Annotated in this window: 17 protein-coding genes, 4 pseudogenes and 1 riboswitch; of the genes and pseudogenes, 15 read left to right on the plus strand and 6 right to left on the minus strand. The window is 59.9% G+C overall.

Annotated features, from left to right (window positions below):
• The 7 genes and pseudogenes from NKI22_RS24915 to NKI22_RS24945 form a co-directional block, all read left to right on the plus strand.
• A pseudogene (locus tag NKI22_RS24915) lies at nt 1-749 on the plus strand (hydroxymethylpyrimidine/phosphomethylpyrimidine kinase); the annotation flags it as partial.
• Nucleotides 750-1,370: 621 nt separating this feature from the next.
• Nucleotides 1,371-1,634: a hypothetical protein gene (locus NKI22_RS24920; RefSeq protein ID WP_352959133.1), complete on the plus strand. Its 264-nt coding sequence runs from the start codon at nt 1,371-1,373 to the stop codon at nt 1,632-1,634.
• Between the two features lie 79 nt (nt 1,635-1,713).
• Entirely contained in the window at nt 1,714-1,839 is a 126-nt protein-coding gene (locus tag NKI22_RS24925) for a sterol desaturase family protein (RefSeq protein WP_352515991.1), read from the plus strand.
• Nucleotides 1,840-2,214: 375 nt separating this feature from the next.
• On the plus strand, nt 2,215-2,706 hold the full coding sequence (locus NKI22_RS24930; RefSeq protein ID WP_352958992.1) for a hypothetical protein: 492 nt from the start codon (nt 2,215-2,217) through the stop codon (nt 2,704-2,706).
• A 226-nt stretch (nt 2,707-2,932) separates the two neighbouring features.
• On the plus strand, nt 2,933-4,465 hold the full coding sequence (locus tag NKI22_RS24935) for a Fic family protein (RefSeq protein WP_352958994.1): 1,533 nt from the start codon (nt 2,933-2,935) through the stop codon (nt 4,463-4,465).
• Between the two features lie 317 nt (nt 4,466-4,782).
• Nucleotides 4,783-5,229: a hypothetical protein gene (locus NKI22_RS24940; protein WP_352958996.1), complete on the plus strand. Its 447-nt coding sequence runs from the start codon at nt 4,783-4,785 to the stop codon at nt 5,227-5,229.
• 383 nt (nt 5,230-5,612) lie between these two features.
• Nucleotides 5,613-6,323 carry a hypothetical protein gene (locus tag NKI22_RS24945; RefSeq protein WP_352958998.1) on the plus strand — a complete coding sequence of 237 codons (711 nt, stop codon included), beginning with the start codon at nt 5,613-5,615 and terminating at the stop codon, nt 6,321-6,323.
• On the opposite strand, the gene NKI22_RS24950 is transcribed toward NKI22_RS24945, so the two are convergent.
• Entirely contained in the window at nt 6,320-6,442 is a 123-nt protein-coding gene (locus NKI22_RS24950) for a hypothetical protein (RefSeq protein ID WP_352959000.1), read from the minus strand. The genes NKI22_RS24945 and NKI22_RS24950 overlap by 4 nt on opposite strands.
• Nucleotides 6,443-7,350: 908 nt before the next feature.
• On the opposite strand from NKI22_RS24950, the pseudogene glyA reads away from it, so the two are divergent.
• The 3 genes and pseudogenes from glyA to NKI22_RS24965 all read left to right on the plus strand — a co-directional run bounded on the left by glyA (nt 7,351) and on the right by NKI22_RS24965 (nt 11,018).
• Nucleotides 7,351-8,689 (plus strand): annotated as a pseudogene (gene glyA / locus NKI22_RS24955) (serine hydroxymethyltransferase).
• 54 nt (nt 8,690-8,743) lie between these two features.
• Nucleotides 8,744-9,919 carry a methionine adenosyltransferase gene (gene metK, locus NKI22_RS24960; protein WP_352542141.1) on the plus strand — a complete coding sequence of 392 codons (1,176 nt, stop codon included), beginning with the start codon at nt 8,744-8,746 and terminating at the stop codon, nt 9,917-9,919.
• Between the two features lie 106 nt (nt 9,920-10,025).
• Nucleotides 10,026-11,018: an adenosine kinase gene (locus NKI22_RS24965; RefSeq protein ID WP_352959002.1), complete on the plus strand. Its 993-nt coding sequence runs from the start codon at nt 10,026-10,028 to the stop codon at nt 11,016-11,018.
• Between the two features lie 32 nt (nt 11,019-11,050).
• Here NKI22_RS24965 and NKI22_RS24970 read toward each other — a convergent pair whose 3' ends face one another.
• On the minus strand, nt 11,051-11,728 hold the full coding sequence (locus tag NKI22_RS24970; protein ID WP_352643300.1) for a transposase: 678 nt from the start codon (nt 11,726-11,728) through the stop codon (nt 11,051-11,053).
• Between the two features lie 290 nt (nt 11,729-12,018).
• Here NKI22_RS24970 and NKI22_RS24975 point away from each other — a divergent pair.
• Both NKI22_RS24975 and metE read left to right on the plus strand, forming a co-directional pair.
• Nucleotides 12,019-13,647, plus strand: a pseudogene (locus NKI22_RS24975) (MFS transporter).
• Between the two features lie 496 nt (nt 13,648-14,143).
• A riboswitch (cobalamin riboswitch) is annotated at nt 14,144-14,344 on the plus strand.
• Between the two features lie 95 nt (nt 14,345-14,439).
• Complete coding sequence (gene metE, locus NKI22_RS24980; RefSeq protein WP_352959121.1) at nt 14,440-16,776, plus strand: 5-methyltetrahydropteroyltriglutamate--homocysteine S-methyltransferase; 2,337 nt, start codon at nt 14,440-14,442, stop codon at nt 16,774-16,776.
• Nucleotides 16,777-16,883: 107 nt separating this feature from the next.
• Here metE and NKI22_RS24985 read toward each other — a convergent pair.
• The 3 genes and pseudogenes from NKI22_RS24985 to NKI22_RS24995 form a co-directional block, all read right to left on the minus strand.
• Nucleotides 16,884-17,084: pseudogene (locus NKI22_RS24985) on the minus strand (FMN-binding negative transcriptional regulator); the annotation flags it as partial.
• Nucleotides 17,085-17,135: 51 nt separating this feature from the next.
• The gene (locus tag NKI22_RS24990; RefSeq protein WP_352959005.1) at nt 17,136-18,038 is read right to left on the minus strand and encodes a dihydrodipicolinate synthase family protein; all 903 of its coding nucleotides are present in this window, start codon (nt 18,036-18,038) and stop codon (nt 17,136-17,138) included.
• 52 nt (nt 18,039-18,090) lie between these two features.
• Nucleotides 18,091-19,323: a trans-sulfuration enzyme family protein gene (locus NKI22_RS24995; RefSeq protein ID WP_352959007.1), complete on the minus strand. Its 1,233-nt coding sequence runs from the start codon at nt 19,321-19,323 to the stop codon at nt 18,091-18,093.
• A 73-nt stretch (nt 19,324-19,396) separates the two neighbouring features.
• Between NKI22_RS24995 and pdxR the strand changes: the two genes are divergently transcribed.
• The 3 genes from pdxR (at nt 19,397) to NKI22_RS25015 (ending at nt 22,809) form a co-directional block, all read left to right on the plus strand.
• Complete coding sequence (gene pdxR, locus NKI22_RS25000) at nt 19,397-20,902, plus strand: MocR-like pyridoxine biosynthesis transcription factor PdxR (RefSeq protein WP_352959123.1); 1,506 nt, start codon at nt 19,397-19,399, stop codon at nt 20,900-20,902.
• 456 nt (nt 20,903-21,358) lie between these two features.
• Nucleotides 21,359-21,727, plus strand: a complete 369-nt coding sequence (locus NKI22_RS25010; RefSeq protein ID WP_352959009.1) for a phenylalanine--tRNA ligase beta subunit-related protein — start codon at nt 21,359-21,361, stop codon at nt 21,725-21,727.
• A gap of 560 nt (nt 21,728-22,287) precedes the next feature.
• A complete protein-coding gene (locus NKI22_RS25015) occupies nt 22,288-22,809 on the plus strand; it encodes a helix-turn-helix domain-containing protein (RefSeq protein WP_352959011.1) in 522 nt (173 codons plus the stop codon).
• 279 nt (nt 22,810-23,088) lie between these two features.
• On the opposite strand, the gene NKI22_RS25020 is transcribed toward NKI22_RS25015, so the two are convergent.
• Nucleotides 23,089-24,144, minus strand: a complete 1,056-nt coding sequence (locus NKI22_RS25020) for a cytochrome-c peroxidase (RefSeq protein ID WP_352959013.1) — start codon at nt 24,142-24,144, stop codon at nt 23,089-23,091.
• Between the last annotated feature and the right edge of the window lie 200 nt (nt 24,145-24,344).

Consider the following 24,344-nt stretch of genomic DNA (forward strand, 5'->3'; position numbering starts at 1 on the left):
GGCGAGAACCGCATGTGCTCGTGGTCGGCGGATCAGACTCCAGCGGTGGGGCTGGAATTGCACGCGATATCGAGACGATCTCTTCCATTGGCGTGCGCACCTGTCTCGCTGTCACCGCGCTCACGGTGCAAACGCACGACGCCGTACTGGAAATCCTTCATTCGCCACCAAGCCTGGTGGCTGATCAGATGCGCGCCGCGCTGCAGGCCAACGAAGTGGCGGCAATCAAGATCGGCATGCTCGGAACAGCCGAGACCATCGCTGCGGTTGCCGCCGTACTGCGCGAAAATCGACAGGTGCCGGCAGTACTCGATCCAGTGCTGGCCTCCACCTCAGGCCGGGCGCTCTTACAGGCAGCCGCTATCGCTGTCATGAAGCGCGATCTGATGCCGCTTTGCTGCCTTGTCACGCCCAACCTTCCCGAACTGGCGCACCTTATTGGCTCAGAGCTGGCGGTGGATGAGGTCGGCGCGCTTCAACAAGGACAACAACTGCTCGCCGCCGGGGTTCAGGCCCTGCTGATCAAAGGCGGCCATGCCTGACGACCTCGCTCAACGGATGTTCTCGTTCGTCCCAACGAAGAACCCGTGCGCCTCGATGATCGTCGGCTGGCAAGAACGATGCGCGGCACCGGCTGTGCCCTGGCCAGCGCGATAGCCGCGTATCTGGCGATCGGGGGATCGATTGAGAAAGCTGTGCGCCAGGCCAAGCTTCTGGTGTTCGAAAAGATTTGGAAACACCCCATATGAGAATCGGGCTCGCGATAGGCGGCCCCATTTTATCGCCGACGATTTCAGCCAACGGAGGGTCATGTTCGCTGGCCGGTGCTTATGACAAAAGCATCTGATCCTGACCGCTTTTGTGGCTCTGGTTTCGTCGATGGGTAAATGATATTCGGTTCAGCAGACGATTAGCAGCGGGAGCCAGGCACCGCCAATCGCGTGGATCTAGGATCATATTGCGCGAGCAAGAATCCCGTTGGCGGCGATTATCACCAAGGGGATCTTGGCGTCGGCAACTGTGCACACCTGACTAAATCTAGTTTGCGGCGATCATAGCCGCAAAACATCAAAAAATAAGAGCGAGTAAATTTTAGTAGACAGCTCATAACTCGAAGCAACGTTATCGTAGCCGCCGGCGCGCACACTGGTGCATAGTTGGTCGCCTCGCGCAAGCCACCTCGTCTGCTGGATTCCTCCACGATTTGAGACACGGATGGTCTTATCCAAACAACTAATTTTATCAATCTAGGATGCCGCATAGCGGTGCCGGCAGAATGCTCACCGTTTGGATCGTACTTCGGTTAGCCTTGTCAACGCGAGCCCATTTGCTGGGCGAGACAAGGGCAGCGCGAAGGAAGGAGCAAACAAATGCAGATTCTCGACGTTAATCAGATGGTCCAGTACTACCTAACATCGCTTGAGCTGGTTGTGATCTTCGCTACCGTTTGCGCGGCGCTGGAGCTAACCTTTCCGGCTTTTCGATACAGTTTTGCCTCAAATGTTCGCGGCGTGCGGAATTGGATATTGGCTCGGATGGGGTACATTTATCTGGCATCTCTACGCTGCGAGCTTGGGCTGGTTAGGAATAAAGCCGCTCGTGACGATCAATTTCGGTGCGTTTCTTCCCTCTGACAACGCAGTCATTAACACTGGATTCGCCGTCATTTCAGGGGTCTTAGTCGCGATTGCCGGCGACTTCTTTTACTACTGGATGCACCGCGCTCAGCATGCTGTTCCATTCCTCTGGCGCATGCACGCTACTCACCACTCGATCCGCGAATTGACGGCATGGACAGCGCTTGTATCACCCACTCAAGCTGATCCATTTCGAATCTAGCGTAGTGCCCGCTGTTGCCATGACACTGATTACCTTTCAGGTACATCTTTCACACTCTAGCACCCGCATCAATCTTGGGCCGCTTCGATACGCTGGCGGCGTTCCTCGGGCGCGTCACCGGCATCACACTGATCCGGGATAAGCTGCACCGTTACCGGGACCGGCAACGGCTGGAGGCGTTGTTGCGCGCAAGACAGAGCTCGTGCAGGCGAAGCGCGGGGCGGCGCATATCCAGCGGGAGCGCACCGGCTGCAGGCCGTAGACGGCGAGCGCACGCTGAAGGCGCTGGCGGCGGTCGAGAAACGCGAGCTGCAATCGCTGGAAGTGAAGCGCGGGCGCGAGCAGCGGATCAAAGACCGGGCGGGGCATGTGCATATGCCGGCGCTGACGCTGGAGCTGAAGCCGAAGGGGCGCGGCGCGTTGGTGCGCAAGGCGCAGAATCGCTACAAGGATACGCTGCGTGTGCCGGAAGAGCGGCAGGCGCGGGTTGACCAGGCGGCCAGCCCTTCCATCGACCTGCAACAGGCGATGCAGGATGCGCTGGCGGCGCAGTCGCCGTTGTCGAAAGCGGTGGACGTGCGTGACGGTTCGCGCGCGCAGCCGATGACGGGAAGAGCGGGGACAGACAGGGCAGTGGTGATGAGGGCGCGATTGCCGAGAAGCCGATCTCGCGGGCGTCGCGGCGTAGTGAGCGCGGGCGCGGCCGTGATGATCGTGGCGGGGGGAGAGGTAAGGAGCGTCTTTTCTTTGAGAATTCGCGTTTACGGGTACCCACGATGCACAACGGGCGAGTTTTTCAAAGAGGCGCGCCTCCTTCGAAGCGCTTCGGAGAGCCAGGCTCTAGGCTCGCCCCGAGCCCCTGCGTAGCCTGCGGGGGAGCTGGGTCTCGGCCCATCCGGGTAACGATCCTTCGCGCAGACGAGCTATGGAAACGATCAAAAGTGTGATTTCACTGGGTTATTCCCGATTATCGCATAAAACTTGTTATCGCACAACTTAAAAAACTTGCAACTCCACAGCATCATTGACTTGTCGCCTATCAGCACTATATACTTGTAATCACACAGCTCTAAAAACTTGCAAAGGCACGGCCATGGCCAAGCCCCATGAAAAACTCGCTGAATCGCTGGCCGTCCTCAAAGAGCTGCAGGAGGGTGGGCGGCGCATATTCAAGTCAGATGAGCTGACCCGCGTCCACCGGGAGCGGCTGCTGCAGAACGGGTTCCTGCGCGATGTTATCAAAGGCTGGCTCATGTCGACCGGCCCGCAGGCACAGCAGCAAGACACCACCTCCTGGTACGCGAGCTTCTGGGAGTTCTGCTCCCTTTACTGCAATGACCGGTTCGGCAAGGACTGGTTCCTGTCACCGCAGCAGTCGCTGCTTCTGCACGCGGAAGCGCCCACTATTCCGCCTCAGGTGGTGGTGAATACCCCCAAAGGCACGAATAACAAAATCGACCTGCTGTTCGGCACTTCGCTCTATGACCTCAAGGTCAAGGAGATGCCGGCCGAACTGACAGAGAAAAACGGCCAGCGCGTGTTCACTGTCGAGGCCGCCCTTACCCGGGTGCCGGAAGCGTTCTTCCAGCGCGCCCCTATCGAGATGCAGATCGCCATGGCGTCGGTGCGCGACGTATCAACCGTTCTGGCCCTGCTGCTTGATGGCGGCCATTCCGCCGTGGCGGGACGGCTTGCGGGGGCCTTCCGTCGCGTAGGACGCGACTCCTTTGCCGATGAAATCGTGGCCGCCTTCAAAGCCGCCGGCTATGACGTGCGCGAATCCGATCCGTTCGCGGGACAAATTGGAGTGACAACCATTGCGGCGGGCGTACCGCCGTTGGTCGCCCGCCTGCGCGCGATCTGGCAATCGCAGCGCGAAGCCATCATCGAGATATTCCCGAAGGCACCCGGACTGCCGTCCGACAAAGACGCCTATATGAAGTTCGTCGAGGATATCTACGAAAGCGACGCCTACCATTCGCTGTCGATAGAAGGGTACAGCGTCACCCCGGAACTCATCGACCGGGTGCGCGAGGGGAGCTGGAATCCGGAGATTGATGAAGAGGACCGCAAGAACCGGGATGCGCTTGCCGCGCGTGGCTACTACCTCGCATTCCAGAAGGTCAAAGACTCTGTTGCCGCGATCATCAACGGCAAGCCAGCCGGCGCGTTGACGCGGGACACTCACCGGGAGTGGTACCGGGAGCTGTTCGCGCCGTCAGTGACCGCCGGCATCCTCAAAGCCAGCGCGCTTGCGGGATATCGCAATCACCCTGTGTACCTGCGCGGCTCGCAGCACGTGCCGCCGCGTACCGAAGCGGTGGCCGATGGTATGAATGAGCTGTTCGACCTGCTGGAGGCGGAGAAGGAGGCCTCCGTGCGTGCCGTGCTGGGGCATTGGCTTGTGGGCTATGTGCACCCCTATCCGGACGGCAACGGACGAATGGCGCGGTTCCTCATGAACGCGATGCTGGCTTCAGGCGGTTACCCCTGGACAGTCGTCAGAGTCGATGACCGGAAGGCCTACCTCGCAGGGCTGGAGGAGGCGAGCGGCAATATGAATGTGAAAACGTTCGCCGCCTTTCTCGCCGAACGGGTGAAGTGGTCTATGGAGAAGGCGGCGTGAGGTCGGTGGTGTGCCATGTTTAACTTGCTTGTCTCGGGCCACGGCGAGTGGTGGGAAACGCCGCCGTTCACGTCAACCATTGACGGTTCAAGGAATATAGCGGCGCCGAGGCCGAGGCTATCGACCTCGCGCGCCCTGAAACATTGCGCCGGCTGGAGGAAACCCGGCGCTGTTGATGTACGAAGTCGGGGCGGGAGGCCCGCACGCGCGCGCGGTCGGCACGGCCGCATACGCAATATCGTTCGGCGCGGACACGAACTGGCCTTCACCTTCGAGCCCGATCCGGAACATGCCTTTCTCGACCGGTCAGCGGGGTGTTGAGAATTGCGGACCGGCTGGGCATTCAACAGTTCGAACAGCACCGTACGCACTGGGCGATCAAGGATGGTGACATTCCGGCCGAGCTGATTGCCACCGGCACCGCTGAACGGGCGCAGCGCACCGTTGCCGTGGTTGCGGCAGAATATGTAGAAGCGCGCCGCGAGGGACGAAGGAGAGAAGCTGCCGAACTGGCCGAAGAACTGGAGGATTTTCCTCCCTCGCTGGAGAAAGCACTGTCGCTCGTGCCGGCGCGTATCCTTCAGCAGCCGACACCCGAATTATACCCGATCCTTGGGATAGAGCCCCGCACGCCCGAAGGCCGCAACGCCGTCGTGGCCGTCGTCCCAAGGAATCACAATGGGCAGGACTTGCCTGCCGACTGGTCTTACTCGCTGGCGTGGTTCCTGGACCTTTACGGCAGCGACGGAAGCGGGGCGCCTTGACGGCGCGCTGGCCGAATGCGCAATGCATATGATCGCGCTCGGCACTGGCGAGGGAGAAGCCGCCGCCCCGGTTGAAGATATCGGCTACGCACTCTGGCGCTGTTCGCGAAGCCCGAAACTTATCGGCGATCTGCGCCGGGAATCGCTGAGATAGCGCAGGAGGTTTTGTCGCTTACCAAAATCAACTGGAACTCGACCCAAATCAACCAGAAGCTTCCCATTCCCATTCTAGCAGCCAGAAGAGTGGGTGAGCTTTTGAAATATCTATCCGAGGAATCGATAAGCTCAGACTATCGCAAGTATACATAGTTTTTTCTGTTATATGATCTGCTCGGCTGCAGGCAAAGAGTCCCGGATAAACTTCAGCACGAAAGCAGAATTGAATGAAGGTGGGCTACACGGAGTTCTCATTTGGGTATGCCTTCACCGAAAACCTTATCCGGTCATCGTCAGCCGCACCTGTAGGCGCGCCGGTCTTTCCAAACCTCATACAGGAGGGGCATTCTGGCTTTGACATCCGCATCAATTTCCCAGGGGTTCCGCTGTTTTTCCAGTACAAGCTTCCGGAGCTGATGAAGCGAGGAACTGCGTTTGAGATTGCGAGCGGACATTCTCCCGGTTTGTCGATACCATTTTTTCGGATTGCGATGATGCGCAGGGATGTGTCGCGTCAGCATGAACTCCTTCTTCGGCTTGAGGCGCGCTATCCGTCAAACGTCTTCTATGCGGCCCCTTGTATTGCAAACATGAGCGATTTCGACCGCTCTTATAATGGAGCAACCGTAGCACGCCAGTCCATTTTCGTCTCACCAGGGGATATTGGGCCCTTGCCAGACGACAAAGCGTACAGCCTTGCCTATAAACCTGGACTGGCAACTGGATATTTTGCTCGAAACCCAAGCCCACCAAAGTTCAAACATTTGATGATCTCGCTGCGCTCTTTAAGGAGCAGTTCGCCGAGAAGCGTTTTGCGGAAGTCGGCGAGGCGGCGCGTGAGATGCGCGAAAACGTACTTGAGCTTGCTTCGCCGTCAACGCAGCAAGCCGAACAGCTCATTGCTGAACGGGTCGGCGCGAGACGCATTCAGATTCTAGACGGCGCCGCCAGACCGCCCGAGGAAGAGCGCGCAGTCACTGACATTCTCGTAGCGCGGGAAATTGCGCGTGTCGATCTTGGCGTCGACCTGCTGGTGGCCCAACCACGCTAACGACATCATACCTCGCTGATTAGCCCAGCTTTTGTCTAGGCCACAGTTATGAGACTACGAACTACTTGGCCAGGAAGAAGATCGGATTGAAAGCGAACCTTCTTGTCATCTTTAAATCACGGTCAGTCTGCACGAGATTGACCGCTGCAAGCCGGGAGCAAGACCGGGCTGCGCAAACGTTGCAACAGATCCTTCAAGGAAATTCATAGACTCTTAGCAACTCCGGTTCGCTGTGAATGGTAGGCTTATTGCAACGTTTGAGTCAGTGGGGTCCGAACCGTGGCTTATTCTCCGACCGCCGAACTGCGTGCAATTTCGGTTAAAGGCAATGGCAAGAAGAGCGCCCATCTTGTTTGTTCGACACAGCCATATCGGCTCAAAACAGTATCTTCACGGCCACCGAGATTGTCCGGTCGGTGGACCAGCAACCATATTATTTGGTTCGAAAGCTGCAACATCTGTGGAGAACGCGAAATGACAAATTCAGTAGGACGAGTGCCCAGGCTTTCCAAGTGGCTTGGTCCTGACCAATGCTGACACTGGTCAGTCGCCTACGGACGGCAGCGCATTTAGATCGCCTTCGAATCCTAGGCCTTTGCGCGCACGCGGACCTAACTGTCTGCCAGCTAGCGGAGATTCTGGGTCTGCGTCGTGAGCACGTTGTACGACACGTCCGGCTGCTGGCCAGAGCCGACTTTCTTTACTGCACGAACAACGTCCGTGGTGCTCGTACAATCTCAAAACAGGAGGTAAGGACGGCGGGCTGGTTCAATCGTTGGTTGATCTCCTGCCCCACGGCGATGGCTATCACAAACGAGACCTTCAACGGCTCGAAGCGGTACGAGACACGCGGCCGAAGGGGACCGCATGCTTGACCGTGAAATAGATCAATCCAATTGGAGCGCGAAGCTACCATGGACAACTCCGCCGACAGCGCCATCGCGCAGCCCGACACTTACGGACGGTCTCGCTTGGCGGCGGTTGATTGCCGCGTTCACGAACTGCTTCTAAGACAGGAGCGGCAGGAGCGGACGACGCTCAAACTGATCGCATCTGAGAACTTTGCCTCCTCGGCCGTGCTCGAAGCAACCGGTTCGATTTTCATGAACAAGTACGCCCAGAGGTACCCCGCTGCGCGCTACTACGCGGGAAACGAGATCGTCGATGAGCTTGAGAACCTCGCCATTGAGCGCTTGAACACGTTATTCGGCAGCGAACACGCCAACGTCCAGCCTTATTCCGGCTCGCCGGCCAATCAGGCTGTCTATCGAGCGCTTTTAAGCCCCGGTGACAAGGTGATGGGTTTGCCAATTCCGGAAGGGGGCCACCTCACTCATGGTTGGGCCATCAATTTTTCCGGAACAGACTATAAGCGCGTCCGCTATGGGCTGCACGAAAAGACGCAGCAAATTGACTATGACCGTTTGCGCGAAACAGCAAAACGCGAACGGCCTCGGCTCATTTGGGCTGGCGATACTGCTTATCCCCGTATCTTTGACTACGCGGCAATGGCAGAAATCGCTCTGGAGGCGAACTCCTACCTCGTGGCCGACATCGCGCACATCAGTGGCTTGATTGTCGCTGGAGCGCATCCGAATCCCGTACCCCATTGCGACGTCGTCAGCAGCACGTCTCACAAGTCGATCCGCGGTCCCCGCGGTGGCTTCATTTTGTCAAGGAATGAAGATCGCTATCAAGCGCTGTATCATTCGAAGGGCAAATACAATCTCGCCAGACGAATAGATCGCGCTGTCTTCCCTCAACTGCAAGGCGGCCCCCATATGAATGTTATCGCGGCGCTAGCTGTCGCTTTGCGGGAAGCCGCGGACCCGTCCTTCCGCAGTTACGGCCAACAGATTGTCAAAAATGCCAAGGCTCTGGCCCAGGCGCTTCTGGACCGAGGTTATGACCTGGTCACCGGGGGCACTGACAATCACATGCTGATCCTTGATCTTCGCGATCGACCACTATCAGGCAAGGCCTATGCCAAGCGGTTAGCGAAGGCAGGCATCATTACGAGCTTTAATATGGTGCCGGGCGACCCGCGCCATCCTGCGGTCACAAGCGGAATTCGCCTGGGGGCGCCAGCAGTGACGTCAATGGGCATGCGCGATGTGGAAACCGTGCAAATTGCTGGCTTCATGGACTCCGTCCTCCGGCGAGCCAGAAGACGAAGATCTCCATGCCTGCGTGCGAAGAGACGTTGCCGACTTGTGCGCTGCGTTCGAGGTCCCGGGCCTCACCGACAGGTAAGGTGGGCTAAGCAAAATGCCCCATACAACTCCAACACCCGAAGCGAGGCATTTCATGGCTAGGCAGTTCGTGTTCTCTTCCGAATCGGTTGGCGCGGGACACCCGGATAAGTTGGCCGACAACATCTCGGATGCCATCCTCGATGCCATCCTCCGCACCGATCCCAAGGCGCGCGTCGCCTGTGAAGCGTTGGTAAAATCAGGGATGGTCGTTCTGGCTGGCGAGATTACCAGCGATGCGCAGGTGGATTATAGCCAAGTTGCGCGCGATACGATTCTCGATATTGGATACGACAACGAGGCCGTCGGCTTTGACGGCCGGCGTTGCTCCGTCGTTCATGCACTCACCGAGCAGTCGCCCGACATCAGCCAGGGCGTTGACGAGGGACGAGGGCAGGACCTCCAACAGGGAGCGGGAGATCAGGGCCTCATGTTCGGCTACGCATGCCGCGAAACCGATACTCTGATGCCTTTGCCGATCCAGCTCGCTCATCGCTTGACGAAACAACAGGCAGATGTCCGGAAAGCACGACAGCTTGGCTGGTTGCGTCCTGACATGAAATCCCAAGTCTCAGTGCGCTATGAGGGGTTGCGCCCGGTCGCCCTGGATACCATCGTCGTATCGACCCAACATGACGAGCAGGTCTCGCAAGAGACGGTCCGCGAGGGCGTCATTGAGGAAATCATAAAGCCTGTCCTGCCGACCCACCTGGAGACGGAAGGCATCAGAATTCTGGTCAACCCGACGGGGAGGTTCGTAGTCGGCGGGCCGCGCGGCGACTGCGGTCTCACTGGACGCAAGATCATCGTCGATTCCTATGGTGGGATGGGTCGTCACGGCGGCGGCGCCTTTTCGGGCAAGGACCCGTCCAAGGTTGACCGCTCAGCTGCCTATGCGGCCCGGTATGTCGCAAAGAATATCGTCGCTAGCGGACTTGCGGACGTCTGCGAGGTGCAGCTTGCTTACGCAATCGGCGTGGCCAGTCCGGTTTCTGTCATGGTCAACACGTTCGGAACAGCGAGGGTTGAGGAAAGAAGGATCGAGCGCCTCATTCTTGAGTTGTTCGATCTCAGACCGAAGGGCATTATCAAGATGCTTGATCTCTTACGCCCTATATACCGCAAGACCGCGACCTATGGCCATTTCGGCCGTGAAGAGCCTGATTTCACCTGGGAGAAGACAGACAGGGCCGACGAATTGCGTCGCGAGGCAGGACTCGCCGCCCCGTGAGGGCCGACGCCGAATGGATTGGCATCCGGAAAGCCCATTCCAACTCGCCAGACCCGCCGGCCGGCCGGCGTGGCAAGAAGCCGTCGGGATTTTCGCGGAGACATTGATGCCGGACTATGACGTGCTTTGTATAGGCAATGCCATCGTTGACATCATCGCCCAGTGCGACGAGGCGTTCATGGAGACCAACGGCATCATCAAGGGCGCGATGAATTTGATCGACACGAGGCGCGCCGAACTGCTCTACAGCCGCATGGGCCCGGCCATCGAAGCCTCGGGCGGCAGCGCCGGCAACACGGCGGCGGGCGTTGCCAGCTTCGGCGGCCGCGCCGCCTTCTTCGGCAAGGTCTCCAACGACGCGCTCGGCGAAATCTACGCGCATGACATGCATGCCCAGGGTGTCGCCTTCGACACCAGGCCGCTTAACGGCGAACCGCCGACAGCGCGCTCGATGATCTTCGTCACGCCGGACGGCGAGCGCTCGATGAACACCTATCTCGGCGCCTGCGTCGAGCTCGGCCCGGAGGACGTCGAGGCCGACAAGGCGTCGGGCGCCGCGGTCACCTATTTCGAGGGCTATCTGTGGGACCCGCCGCGCGCCAAGGAGGCGATCCGGCAGACGGCGAAGCTCGCCCATGCCGCCGGGCGCGAAGTGTCGATGACATTGTCGGATTCGTTCTGCGTCGACCGCTACCGCGACGAATTCCTCGATCTGATGCGCTCCGGCACCGTCGACATCGTCTTTGCCAACAGCCACGAGATCAAGTCGCTCTACCAGACCGCGTCCTTCGACGAGGCGCTGGCGCAGATCCGCAGGGACTGCAAGATCGCCATTGTCACCCGTTCGGAAAAGGGCTCGGTCATCGTGCGCCGCGACGAGACCGTCACCATCGAGGCCACCAGGATCCGCGAATTGGTCGACACGACAGGTGCCGGCGACCTCTACGCCGCCGGCTTCCTCTACGGCTACACGCAAGGCCTCAGCCTGAAGGATTGCGGCGATCTCGGCTCGCTGGCGGCCGGGCTGGTCATCCAGCAGATCGGCCCAAGGCCACGGCAGAATCTGCGTCGCGAGGCGGAGCAGGCGGGATTGCTGTAGGTGGCGAGCCAAGAATCAGCTGCCCACCCTCCTTAATCCAGCCCGAGCCTTTTCTTCAGTTCCGCATTCTCCTTGCGGAGACGATCGGCAAGCAGGCTCTTTAGCCGCTTGTTTTCTTCCTCGAGCGCGACGAGATCCTTCAGCCCGTCACTATCCGCCGCCGGCGCCGCCGCCTTCTTCCAAAGATAATATGTCTGTTCCGAGATGCCGGCTTGCTTCACCGCGCTCTTGAGAGTAGCGCCGCCGCCGATCGAGGTCTCGATCTGCGCCAGCTTCTGGGCACGATCCTTCGCGGAGTAGCTCTTTCGGCCTGTTCGCGCTGACGGCGGTGCTTCAGTGGTCGCGGATATCGGCTTGGCGCCCTCCTTGCGGGCAGGCGCGCTCGCCTCAGCTTCTGGCTTCCTCGACCGCCGCGCTCTCGTCTTCGGTTTTGGCGTTTCCGCTTTGTCTGCCGGTGCGCTATGAACTACTGCTGACTCGGTTTCCAGGGGATTGGCCATGAAATGCTCCACTCGCGGTTTGTGCAAAGGTTCAGCATCAAGGGCCACTACAGTAGAGTCAACAAGCTGACGATTTAACGGCTCGACTTCCTTTGTTGTCTCGGCCATCGCCGCGGCGATGTCGAAATTGCCCCAGATGGAACGTGCGGATTTTTCATAATTGCGCTTTTGTTTGACTTCCACGGTGAATGGTCGCGTCTGCCGCCTCATAGTTCCTTCCTGAATAGGAGAATGAAGTCGCCGCTCGAATTTTTGGCGCTTCCTGCTTAGCGCGGAGCATTATCGTATAGCCGCTCAACGGGCAAGTGATGCCGGTCTTCGGTGGCTGACCCATCTGGGGAGATTTGAGCGGCTTCGCGCGTCCTGCGCATGCCTGTAAGGCCGCCAAGTTGTCTGGGTTAGCAGGCGCGCCACTGTGGCAGCTTGGCTTGTACGGCGAGGCCATGGTTGAGTGAGGCGAAACAAATCCAGCCCCGCGGTCGATCCCGAAGCTTCCCACAATGGCGAAGAGAACATCTTCACTCGTACCTTTTCAGCACAAGACCTTCCGTTCGCTATGGTCGGCTGCACTCGTTTCGAACCTTGGCACCCTTGTGGAAGGTGTGGCGGCGGCTTGGCTGATGACGAGCATCGCCACCTCCCATGGAATGGTGGCGCTCGTCCAGTCATCGACCACCCTCCCCTACATGATCTTCTCGCTCGCGGCGGGAGCGCTCGCGGACAACTTTGACCGTCGCCGGATCATGTTGACTGCGCAACTGCTGATGGTCTGCGTATCCGCCTTCCTGGCGTTCCTGACCTATGCGGGGGAAATGACACCCTGGACCTTCTGGGTCTCACCTTCCTGATCGGCTGTGGTTGGGCATTGCACGATCCCTCTTGGCAAGCCTCGATGGGAGATATCCTGCCTCGCGAACACCTGCCAAGCGCGGTTGCGCTCAACGGCATGAGCTACAATCTCATGCGCAGCATCGGGCCGGCGATTGGCGGCATAATCGTGGCCACAGCCGGTGCGGCCTTCGCGTTCCTCTTCAACGTCTTTTGCTACTTCGCTCTGATCGCTGCGCTGTTGCGATGGAAAGCCGAACGGGCACGACAAGCGCTGCCGCGGGAGGCTTTCGGCAGTGCGATGGCGGCGGGCTTCCGTTACGTGCTCTTGTCGCCGAACCTTCTCAAGGTGATGTGCCGGAGTTTGATTTTCGGCCTCACCGCCGTTGTCATTTTGGCTCTCCTGCCGTTGGTTGCTCGCGAACAGGTCAAAGGGACCGCGGTCACCTACGGCGTGATGCTTGGCTTCTTCGGCCTGGGAGCGATTTGGGGCGCGCTCCTCATCGGGCGGGTCCGAGAAGTTCTCTCCAACGAATCGGTCATTCGCGGTGCGTTCTTTATACTGGCGATCAGCTGCTTCTTTCTGGCATGGAGCGAGCACGTTTGGCTGATCTGCCTGCTCCTCATGCCAGCCGGTGCGGCCTGGATTCAATCATTCTCGCTCTTTAAACGTCACAGTGCAGCTGTCGGCGCCGCGGTGGGTGGTTGGACGCGCCCTGTCTCTCTATCAGACGGCCACATACGGCGGCATGGCGGCGGGAAGCTGGCTTTGGGGCGAACTGGCGGATGTCCAAGGTGTTTCGGGAGCCTTGCTCGTCGCCAGCGCGGTTCTTGTGATTGGGGGACTGATGGGGATCGTTCTGCGTCAGCCGGATTTTGAAACGCTCAATCTGGATCCGACCAACAAGTTCAGCGAACCGACGCTGCAACTTGACCTGCGGCCACGAAGCGGTCCGATCATGGTGATGGTCGATTATCGTATCGATCAGAGAGATGTCCCAGAATTTCTCACTGTGATGACATCGTGGCGAAAAGCCCGGCTGCGAGATGGCGCCAGACAATGGGCGTTGCTGCGTGACCTGGAAAAGCCCGAACTATGGACCGAGTGTTATCACGTGCCAACCTGGGTCGAGTATGTTCGCCACAACAACAGGCAGACCCAGGATGACGCCGAAATCGTTGCGCGCCTGGAAGCGCTCCACCATGGCGATTGCCCGCCCAAGACGCATCACAAGATCGAACGCCAAACCGTGCGCGTGCACGACGATTTGCCGCTCAGGCCTCATTTGGACAGGACTTGAGCTGGCCCGGTGGTTTGAGCCGGGTTACCTTGAGCCGGTGGGCTGCGAACAGCAGTTCGAGACATTGGCCTCGATCACTTCGCAACAGGCCGCTGCGCCAAGCCTCGGGTGCTCCCCTCGAAATCGTTGTGTCGTATCACCGAGGGCATCACGGCCAACAGCTCCCACATGGGCAACAGCCTGGCCATTGAGCCGAATATGGTCGCGAGCAGATCACCGACGAAGCGGTCGGAACGTCGGAGCCGAAGTTCGACGCCGAGGTGGCGTTCGCATGATGCGCGAAGCAGCACCACGGCGCTTGCCGGTATGGTTGCCGCCGGCAGCCGACGAACTCCTATCCTCCTGGACCGCTGTGCGTCATTGCTTTGATTTACCGCCGCTCAAGGCTTCCACAGTTTTCGCTTTCGAGGCGACCTTTGGGAACATGCCAACGGGAATTTAACATAACGACATAAACATTTCTTTATGCGGCGTTGACAAAGAAGCGAACTGCTGTAATTGTCTCCCGTGTCGTGGTTCTCCGTACGGCGCTGCCGCAGCGGAGCTAAGAGGGAAGCCGGTGCGATGCCGGCGCTGCCCCCGCAACTGTTAGCGGCAAGCCAACCCCACTCATGTCACTGAGGCGAATAGCCTTGGGAAGACGGGTAGAGGCTATGACCCCGCGAGCCAGGAGACCTGCCACGGCGAATTACGTCCACGGGCGGGGTGTCTCGGTGGCCGCTGCAGCCTGGCGTTTGTGCCGGCCTGCTAGCGCCTTCCTTGTCACCGACGCCCCAACCATCGGGGTATGGCATGACTGTCTCTCAACAAATTCCTGTAGCAACGCTCGGCGTGCCGCGCTTCGGTCGTCGGCGAGAACTGAAATTCGCGCTTGAAAGCTACTGGTCCGGAAAATCTTCCGCTGGCGACCTTCTCACGACTGCGAAGGCGCTCCGTGCCGCTAGCTGGGAGGAGCAGCGCGATCGCGGCGTGTCGAAAATCCCGTCGAACGACTTCTCGCTCTACGATCATGTGCTCGACACCGCAGTCATGGTCGGCGCCCTGCCAGCCCGTTACGCCTGGAATGGCGGCGAGGTCCCACTCGACATCTACTTCGCCATGGCGCGCGGCAACCAAGGTCAGACGAAGGATTGTGGACACGCTGGTCACCAGCATGCGGCTCATGGGCCTGGTGTAACCGCGATGGAAATGACCAAATGGTTTGACACCAACTATCACTACATTGTGCCGGAACTAGACGATGATCAGACGTTCGCCCTTTCGTCGACGAAACCGGTCGATTACTTCCTTGAGGCTAAAGCTCTCGGCATTCACACACGCCCAGTCATCCTTGGACCGATCACCTTCCTCAAGCTGGCGAAATCGCCTGCCGAAGGCTTCGGTGCCATCGCGCTCCTACCACGGCTTCTGCCCGTCTACGAGCAACTCCTGCAGAGGCTGAAGCTGTCGGGTGCCGACTGGGTGCAGATCGACGAGCCAGCGCTTGTCCTCGATCTGAACCCGAACGAACGAGCTGCGCTCGAATTCGCCTATGGCCAGCTGTCGAAAGCCGCGCCCGAGTTGAAGATCATGCTGGCTACCTATTTCGGGCCGCTGGGAGACAATCTCGAAACCGCGGTTTCTCTGCCCCTGGCCGGGCTGCATATTGATCTCGTGCGCGCTCCCGAGCAGCTGGAAACGGCGAGTCGGCTCGCACCGAAGGGTCTGGTGCTCTCGCTTGGCTTGATCGATGGCCGCAACGTCTGGCGTGCGAACCTGCCCGCCATTCTCGACCGCATCAAACCGATCGTCGCCGGCTGGCCGTTGGACCGCGTCGAGATCGCGCCTTCTTGCTCGATGCTGCATGTGCCGATCGACCTGCGCATGGAGACGGAACTCGACGCGGATATCAGGTCGTGGCTCGCCTTCGCGGCCCAGAAGACCGACGAGTTGGTGTTGCTGGCCCGGGCCCTGTCCCAAGGCAGGGATGCGGTGGCAGGCGCGTTGAAAGCGTCTGCCGAGGCTGCCGCCACTCGCGTGACATCTACGAAGATCCATGACCCGCTTGTTGAGGGGCGGATCGCCAGCATTGACGACAGCATGAAGCGACGAGAGAGCGCTTTTGCCGAGCGCTCCAGAGTCCAGGCCGGCACGCTCGGGCTGCCGCCGTTCCCGACGACGACCATCGGGTCATTCCCGCAGACGCCGCAGGTACGCAGGGCGCGGGCCGCTCATGCGAAGGGCCAGCTGAGCTATGTCGACTACGAGACCTTCCTGAAGAAGGAGATCGAGGCTGCAATTCGCTGGCAGGAAGAGATCGGGCTGGACGTGCTGGTGCACGGTGAGTTCGAACGAAACGACATGGTACAGCATTTCGGCGAGCAGCTGTCCGGCTTCGCCTTCACCCAGCATGCCTGGGTGCAGAGCTATGGGTCGCGTTACGTGCGCCCCCCCATCATCTTCGGCGACGTATCGAGGCCCAATCCGATGACGCTGCGCTGGTGGCAATTCGCCCAGTCGCTTACGGAAAACCCTGTGAAGGGAATGCTCACAGGCCCAGTGACCATTCTCAACTGGTCTTTTGTTCGCGACGACGTACCGCGCTCCGAAGCATGCCGCCAGATCGCGCTCGCCATCCGCGACGAAGTGACGGATCTCGAATGGTCCGGCGCAAGGATGATCCAGATCGATGAGGCCGCGTTTCGCGAAGGATTGCCACTGCGCCAGTCTGATTGGAACGACTATCTCGACTGGGCTGTCGAATGCTTCCGGATCGCTTCAACGGGTGTAAAGGACGCGACTCAAATCCATACCCACATGTGCTATTCGGAGTTCAACGAGATCATCGACGCGATCGCTGAAATGGATGCGGATGTCATTTCGATTGAGACGTCGCGCTCGAAAATGGAACTGCTGGACGCCTTCACGAGCTCCAAATATCCGAACGAAATCGGGCCCGGAGTCTACGACATTCACTCACCACGTGTCCCGGAAGTCGGGGAGATTTCGGATCTCGTCATGCTTGCCCGCGAGCGACTGTCGGATTCCCAACTGTGGGTAAACCCGGACTGTGGCCTCAAAACACGCAAATGGGAGGAGGTCCGCCCTGCCCTCATGAACATGGTCGATGCAGCACGTGCGCTCCGGTAGAAAGTGTAGGCCGGAGGGTTTCCTGGTTGCTCACCATGTGGTGAGTGACCGGCTGCCGCATGTCGGCCGTGAATGTGCCAAAACGCGATCACATCCTTTGAAATAAGTCACTCGAGCGAGAATGTGCACTTTCCTTCGGCACGTGTATTAATCGCGCAGGAGTAAAGGGTACCGTTTTCTCCCTGTGACGTGTCGAGTTCGAAGGGGATGTGATTGGCGTCGAGACCGCTCCGGCCATGGGTTATCAGCATGCCAAGTGCACTGTTCTCGATCAGTTCGTAGAGGACTTCTCGGCTCGGTTCATCGAAATGCGCGGGTACTACATGACAGGTTCCTTCACTGGCCGCCGGGTTCGCTGTTCACCGGCTGGCATCCGATGGCAAGCGTTCCAACGCGGCGGCGATCTGGCGCTTCGCTGCTGAGGGCAGAGGCAGGATGGGACGCGGGGGGTCGGCACGGCAAATGTCGAGCAATTCGGCAAGTGCATAGACGACGCGAAGGCTCGAGAACTCCTTGAAGAGGCTCCAGAGCGGCGCAAGCGTGGCATCGATCCGTCGCGCTTCGGCCGCATCGCCCTGTTGCGCCGCCGTGACGATCTTCACGCAGATCTCGGGCAGGATGCCGGCGAGGACGCTGTACCATGTGTCGGCGCCGGCGATCATGGCCTCTGCGGCGTTCCAGTCGCCGCTGTAGCCGATCGAGAACCCTTCCGGCATAGTGCGCCTCTGGTCGGCCAGATGGCTCTTGATCGCATCGCCCTTGTCTGTCGGATTCTTGATAGCGACGATCCCCCGCACCTTTGCCAGGCGGCTGACGAGTGCTGGGGTGAAATGGAAATGCGTCGTTCCTGGATTGTCGTAGACGACAATCGGCAGGCCGCTCTCGCACGCCACCGTCGAGAAATGTTCGAACACCTCGTCCTCAGTGAGCGGGGTGTAGGAGGCGGCCGCAAGCAGCCCCGCTGCAGCTCCAAGGGCCTTGGCGTCCTGCGCGAACCTCACTGCTTCATCGGTGCGCAGCGCGCCCACACCCACCACGACCGGCGTTCGCCCGGCGATTTCGTCCAAGGTCTCGGCGAGCGTCCGTCGCCGTTCCTCGCGCGACAGATACATGTAGGTGCCGGTGCTGCCGAGAAGACCGATGGAGTCGACCTGAGCGGCGCCAAGCCGAGCAATCAGCCTGCGCAGAGCAACGGTATCGACGCGGCCGTCACGAGCGGCGGGCGTGATGGGAAACGCGGAAAGACCGCTCAGGAATGCCATGGCAAGGCTCCAGGTTTGTGCGTGAGCGCAGGACTGGCCGGACGACAGGTCATCACAAGGCGTCCAGAGCCCGCCGCAGGTCGGCGATTAGGTCATCGGCGTCTTCAAGACCCACCGAGAGACGCATGAGGTCCTCGCCGACTCCATCGGCCAGATGCGCATCCTTGCGGATCGGCTGACGAGCACGGGTCAGGCTTGCCGGATGATAGATGAGGCTGTCGGCATCGCCGAGGCTGACAGCCCGGGTGATCAGGTTGAGCCGGTCCATCATCCGCCGCGCGCCCTCGAACCCAGCGTGGAGGCCAAAGGCCAACATGCCCGACCCTTGGGACATCTGCTTTCGCGCCGTCACCTGATCAGGGTGCGAGTCGAGGAAGGGATAACTCACCCATGCCACCGCCGGGTGCGCCTCGAGCGCCTGAGCCACCGCAAGGGCCGTGGCGCTGTGCCGTTCCATGCGCAGCGTGAGCGTCTTCAGACCGCGCAGGATCAGGAAGGCTGACATGGGCGAGAGCGCTGCGCCGGTGATGTAGCGCAGGCCCGTTTCGTGCAGCGTGCGGAGCGTTTGCGCGTCGCCGAGAATGGCCCCACCAAGGGCATCGCCGTGCCCATTGATGTATTTGGTCAGCGAGTGGAGCACGAGGTCTGCCCCATGTTCGAGCGGCCGCTGGAGCGCGGGGGAGGCGAAGGTGCTGTCGACTGCAACCTTAACACCGCGCGCGTGGGCGCGCTCGGCAATGGCAGCGATGTCGAGGATGCGGCTCAGCGGATTCACCGGCGTCTCGAAGAAAACAAGCCGGGTCCGCTCGGTGATCGCGGCATCGAGATTGTGAGGATCGGACAGGTCGACCGCGACGACCTTGATGCCGAAGCGGGGAACCGCCTGTTCGACCATGGCAAGCGTGTTCGCATAAAGCGTCTTGTGGACGATGAGTTCATCGCCTTGGGACAGGAGCGACAGGATCAGTGTGCCGAAGGCCGCCATCCCCGAGGCAACAACCAGCCCCGCCTCGGCTCCTTCCAGATTGGCGAGCCGCTGCTCGAGGATCTCAGTCGTCGGATTGTATTCGCGCGCATAGAGCCGTCCACCAAGGGTGGCGGCCGCCTCGTTTGCTGCCACGCTTTCGAATCCATAGGTTGACGTCAGGAACACTGGCGGCTGGACGGCATTGGAAAAGCGGGCCGGATCGTAGCCATGATGGATCGCCCGGGTGGCAAATCCGGGACCGGTATGGTTGAGCGACCCAGTTGGAGCATCGGTTTCGGATTGATAGGAGCGGGTCATTCGGCCTCTAGATCTTTCTTGGGTTTCCGAAAGATTGCCGGCAAACTGGCCAATGTGAAATATCCAGTTGGCGATGAATGAAATGGTCCAGTCTTCAAGTGCCGGTTCTGCAGGTCGCACGCACGCGATGGGTGCACGCCAGATCTACGAGGCTCTTCGCGAGCAGATCCTCGGAAGTGTCTACGAAACCGGCAGTCAGCTGCCGTCCTCCCGAGGCCTCGCAAATGACCTTGGGGTTTCGCGAACGACGGTGACGGTCGCCTATGAGCAACTGGCTGCGGAAGGTTTCATCGAAGTCCGTCAAGGCGCACGACCTCGCGTCGTGTCTTCGTTGATCGGCCCTGAGACAAGCCGCATTTCCGCGAAACGGGTCGGCCAGGTTCTTCTGTCCGCCTATGGCGAACGACTCCGCGTCACGCCGCCCTGGCCGGATTATCTGCCGACTGGGCTGAAGGTCGATTTCCGCTATGGCGACCTGGCGCCGTCAGACTTCCCCGCATTGGTCTGGAAACGTGCGATGAACGAGGCGATGGGGCAGCGCCCGTTGCGTCTTGCCTATGACGATCCTCGCGGCTCCCGCCGGCTGCGCCAGGCACTCCAGGGCTATCTCTGGCGCGCCCGAACCCTGAGCTGCGACCTCGAGCAGATCATCATCGTCAACGGTTCGCAGCAGGGCCTCGATCTGTGCGCTCGCCTGCTTCTCGATCCCGCCGACCGCTTCGTCATAGAGGATCCGTGCTATAGGATGGCGCGTCAGGTCTTTGCCAGTACGGGTGCCTCGCCCGTCCCGGTCCCCGTCGACGAGGACGGGATGAAGACGGAGTTGCTGGCGGGGATCGGGGCAAAACTGGCCTATGTCACGCCATCGCATCAGTTTCCGCTGGGCGGCGTCATGCCAATCGCACGCCGCCATCAGCTTCTGGAATGGGCGCGGCACAACAACGCCTATGTGATCGAGGACGACTACGACAGCGAATATCGCTACGACATCAATCCGGTCCCTCCGCTGCACAGTCTTGAGGATCACGGGGCTGTCATCTACCTCGGCACGATCTCCAAAACGCTCTCGCCGATGCTGCGTATCGGCTACCTCGTCGTCCCGACGGAATTGCAGGAGGTCTTCGCTACCGCCAAACAATTCGCGGACCGGCATTCGCCGGTGGCTGAACAGGAGGCTCTGGCCTCTTTGATCGAGAGTGGCGGCTACGAAAGCCATGTGCGGCGTGTGCGCAGGCTGAACGGCGAGCGTCGGGAGACGTTGTTGGGCGCCTTGCGGCGCAGCTTCGGCGATCGCATCGCTGTCCAGGGAGCAGAGGCCGGACTGCACGTCGCCGTCTGGTTCAACGACCTGCCACGATCGCAGGAAACGGCACTGGTCGAAGCCGCCCGACGTGCGGGTTTGGGGCTACACCTGATCTCGCCCCTTTACGAGCGGCAGTCGGACGAAGGCCACATCGATCGCGTGGGGCTTGTCATGGGCTATGCCGCCTTAAGCATTCGGCAGATCGAGAAGGGCGTTGAGATCCTGCGAGCGGTTGTCGAGCAGGTGCAAGACGCGTTGCCGGGACACGGTGGCTAAAACGGCGGGGACGTGGCGTGCTGGCGAGGAAACCGACCCTTGGGCTGAACCGCATTTCGTTGGAAAGCCAACTGGACTGGGAAAACGCCATGCAACTGGTGCTGTTGATCAGGCCAGTTTGGCGGCAGATTTTCGGGCGAGACGAATTTCCGAGAGCGATGCATGACCCGGCAAGGAAAGCTGCTTCACATCCATATCGCGCCTGCTGTCTTTTATGAAATGGAGGATCTGGCGGAGGCGTAGCTTGTTGCCGGCCGAGCGGGCTCGAGCACCCGCAAGACATAATCGACGATCTCTACCAGGCCTTGTCCACGGCCGAATGGTGGAATTATCCAGCGCATGGTGCGGCATGCACCATGCCGATGCCAGAAGATCTGGACGCCCGACAAGCACCTTTCTTCAAACATTTCCCGAACGACCCGCAGCGCAAGCCTCCCCATGAGAAAAGAGCATCCCATGTCTTTCACGCCATTGATTGCCCCCGAGATCACGGCCCGCTACCCGGATTTTCATCTGATCAGCATTGTGGTGCGGAACGCTGAAATCGACGTGCCGGATGCACAGGCGTTGAACGACACGATCGCGGCGGCGCAACAGGCCGCGCTTCGCGATGACGCCCAAAGGGACGCGCATCTTGCGGCGTGGGCCGTTGCCTACGAGGCTTTCGGCACAAAAGCCAATCGAACGCCGTGCTCGGCCGCCGAGCTTCTCAAGCGGGTCCGGAAAGATGGCTCTCTCCCGCGGATATCCCCACTGGTTGATGCCTACAATGCCGTCAGCGTGTTGTATGGCGTTCCGATTGGCGGGGAGGATCTCGATCTCTAGCAGGGGGTCCCGAGACTTTTAATTGCGAAGGGAGCGGAGCCATTCGACACCGAGCATCCCGAACCGGGCGAAGTCATCTGGTGCGATGACGCCGGTGTCACGTGCCGCCGCTGGAACTGGCGGCAGGGGCGGCGCACCATGGTCACGGTCCATACCCGCGCCATGTGGCTCGTGCTGGAAGCCCTCGGCCCAATGTCAGCTAAACAGATGACGGCCACCGGAGAGCATCTGATGGGACTTATCCAAGCGTTGTGCCCGGGTGCGCGAATCGAAACCGCCCGGGTCAACGAGTCCACTACATCTCGTGTCCCTTAGGGCATAGCTCCACCTTTCGGAAAAACACCCACTCAGCCCTGTCCGGATCTGGCGCTCCTTGCTCGCTCCGCTGGCCTACACAGTTGATTGCGAAGGACCCAGAACGGCTCTCGAAAACGAGCGTCGAACGAAAGCAGATCGCCGTTTGTTCTCCCTTAGCGTTGTTTGGCGTACTTTTATCGCGATGCCCTCCAGTATTGGGTCCAAATTACGCAAGCTCGGTCGAGTGATCGCGGAGAAGCTTAATGTCGACTACATCGAAATTCATGGAGCGGTTCGGACAACGGGTGCGAACCCGGGACGTCGTCCCGGTGTCGTCAGGCTCTCCCGCCCGACTGAGCCTCGGTTTTCTTCACGGCGCGAATACTCCTGAGGCCGCCCGGATTCTCGTTGAGAGACAGCTGCCGCTCAGGACGGCCCACGCGATACTCACGGAGGTGGTCGATCACGGCAAGGCGTTCGTGACGGTTCCTTGCGTCGACGACCTGTTGGGACTGAAGAATGAACTGTCGTCCGCAGGCGTGATCGCGAAGGTTCATGCGCCGCGGCCGATAAGTGTTCGCGAAGTCCGGGATCGCACAAAGCTCTCTCAGGAGGCATTCTCCGTGAGGTATGGCCTCGATCTGGCAACGCTTCGAAACTGGGAGCAAGGTCGCTTGAAACCGGATGTAGCGGCGAATACTCTCCTTTGGACCATCGCCCGGAATCCGGAAGCAGTCGAAGAATCTCTGGACATGGAGGACGGAGTCGCTGCCCCATCGCCCTAGGGAGGGCCGCTAACTCCGGCGCGCGGCTATTCGGCCGCCAGCGCGATGGCCGTCCGCCGCGCGGTATCGACAGCGCGCGAGCCTCATGCGTCAGACGCCTTCCTTGGCATGTCGCACGCCAGATCCCAACCATGATTCCATCGCAACGGGATGGTGACGAAAGCAGTGTCTGCACTTTTGGAAACGAGCCATTTGCGTCCTCATGGACCTCGCGATCGTCTCGTCCCAGTAAAAGTCGCAATCATTGTCGATTGCGATGTTCCGCAGTCAGCTGGCCGTTTATTTTCCTAAGATCTGCGTTACAGGCCGGGGCGTTGTAGACGTTTCGGCGGGTAAAATGGGATAGGCGAGCTCGGGTGCCTTTCCGGTCAGCGAGTTGAGGAAGGCAACAAGCAGGTCGACTTCTTCGTCCGCCAGTACCACGCCAAGCTGGGTGGTTCCCATGATGGCAACGGCCTGTTTCAGATCCCAAACCTTGCCCGAATGAAAGTATGGCGCGGTGAGTGCAACGTTGCGCAGCGGCGCCACGCGGAAAACATAGGAATCGTCGGCAGTATTGGTGACCGCAAATCGGCCCTTGTCTTTTTCCGGCAGGACCTCGGCGCTGGGCTGTTCCACGAGGCCGAATGGGTAATATGCTCCCCCACCAACGTTGATACCGCCATGGCAGGACGAGCAGCCTTTGTCCATGAAAAGCGCCAGGCCCTGTTTCTGTTCGGAAGTCATGGCAAGCTCATCACCATTCAGGAAGCTGTCGAAGGGGGCCGGCGTGACCAGTGTCGCCTCGAAGGCTTCGATTGCCTTGGCGAAGTTGTCGAAGGTGACCCGATCGGCTTCAGCCGGAAAAGCTGCATCGAACCACTCGACATATTGCGGCATGGACTTGAGCGTGGCGATGACTTGGCCCGGTGTATTGGCCATTTCGATGCCGGCTTGGACCGGTCCCTTCCCCTGAGCCTTCAGGTCTGCGGCACGACCATCCCAGAACTGGGCGATGTTGAAGACAGCGTTCAGTACAGTCGGCGCGTTGCGCTGTCCCTTCTGCCAACCATGGCCGATCGAGGTTTCGTGATTGTCGTCGCCGCCGGTGGCCAGGTTGTGGCACGAGTTGCACGACAAGACGCCTGACGCAGAAACGCGTGGATCGAAGAACAGTGCCTTGCCGAGAGCGATCTTTTCCGGGGTGATCGGGTTGTTGGCGACTGCCGGCGTGGTGGGTGGCAAAGCCTTGAAAGTGGCCATTGCCGTTTCTCTGAGGTCTGCGGGGATCGAATCCGCAGCAAAGGCGGTGGCTGTCAGCAAGGGGACAGCCATCGTACTGAATAGGATTTTCATAAATGATCTCGCTGCGTCGTGCACGCAGCCACTCTGGGATATGCGGCTCATGAACGCCCTGCGCTAGATCAGTTGCGGGAGAGGACCGGGTGGTCTGACACCTGTTTTTGCGGCAGAGCTTGGACCGTCCCGGAATTGAACGCTCTTCTCGATTGGATTTTGGGAGGCGGAGGATCGCTGCTCGGCAAGCGGCGGCGCCG

Origin of the sequence: Mesorhizobium sp. M0778, from assembly GCF_040320105.1 — a bacterium.
In the GTDB taxonomy this organism is placed as follows: Bacteria; Pseudomonadota; Alphaproteobacteria; order Rhizobiales; family Rhizobiaceae; genus Mesorhizobium.

Bases quoted from the DNA above. Each gene is read 5' to 3' on its own strand.
- NKI22_RS24920 (WP_352959133.1), top strand. From the start codon at position 1,371: ATGCAGATTCTCGACGTTAATCAGATGGTCCAGTACTACCTAACATCG.
- NKI22_RS24925 (WP_352515991.1), top strand. From the start codon at position 1,714: ATGCACCGCGCTCAGCATGCTGTTCCATTCCTCTGGCGCATGCACGCT.
- NKI22_RS24930 (WP_352958992.1), top strand. From the start codon at position 2,215: ATGCCGGCGCTGACGCTGGAGCTGAAGCCGAAGGGGCGCGGCGCGTTG.
- NKI22_RS24935 (WP_352958994.1), top strand. From the start codon at position 2,933: ATGGCCAAGCCCCATGAAAAACTCGCTGAATCGCTGGCCGTCCTCAAA.
- NKI22_RS24945 (WP_352958998.1), top strand. From the start codon at position 5,613: ATGAAGGTGGGCTACACGGAGTTCTCATTTGGGTATGCCTTCACCGAA.
- NKI22_RS24950 (WP_352959000.1), bottom strand. From the start codon at position 6,442: ATGTCGTTAGCGTGGTTGGGCCACCAGCAGGTCGACGCCAAGATCGAC.
- metK (WP_352542141.1), top strand. From the start codon at position 8,744: ATGGCTAGGCAGTTCGTGTTCTCTTCCGAATCGGTTGGCGCGGGACAC.
- NKI22_RS24965 (WP_352959002.1), top strand. From the start codon at position 10,026: ATGCCGGACTATGACGTGCTTTGTATAGGCAATGCCATCGTTGACATC.
- NKI22_RS24970 (WP_352643300.1), bottom strand. From the start codon at position 11,728: ATGAGGCGGCAGACGCGACCATTCACCGTGGAAGTCAAACAAAAGCGC.
- metE (WP_352959121.1), top strand. From the start codon at position 14,440: ATGACTGTCTCTCAACAAATTCCTGTAGCAACGCTCGGCGTGCCGCGC.
- NKI22_RS24990 (WP_352959005.1), bottom strand. From the start codon at position 18,038: ATGGCATTCCTGAGCGGTCTTTCCGCGTTTCCCATCACGCCCGCCGCT.
- NKI22_RS24995 (WP_352959007.1), bottom strand. From the start codon at position 19,323: ATGACCCGCTCCTATCAATCCGAAACCGATGCTCCAACTGGGTCGCTC.
- pdxR (WP_352959123.1), top strand. From the start codon at position 19,397: ATGAATGAAATGGTCCAGTCTTCAAGTGCCGGTTCTGCAGGTCGCACG.
- NKI22_RS25010 (WP_352959009.1), top strand. From the start codon at position 21,359: ATGTCTTTCACGCCATTGATTGCCCCCGAGATCACGGCCCGCTACCCG.
- NKI22_RS25015 (WP_352959011.1), top strand. From the start codon at position 22,288: ATGTCGACTACATCGAAATTCATGGAGCGGTTCGGACAACGGGTGCGA.
- NKI22_RS25020 (WP_352959013.1), bottom strand. From the start codon at position 24,144: ATGAAAATCCTATTCAGTACGATGGCTGTCCCCTTGCTGACAGCCACC.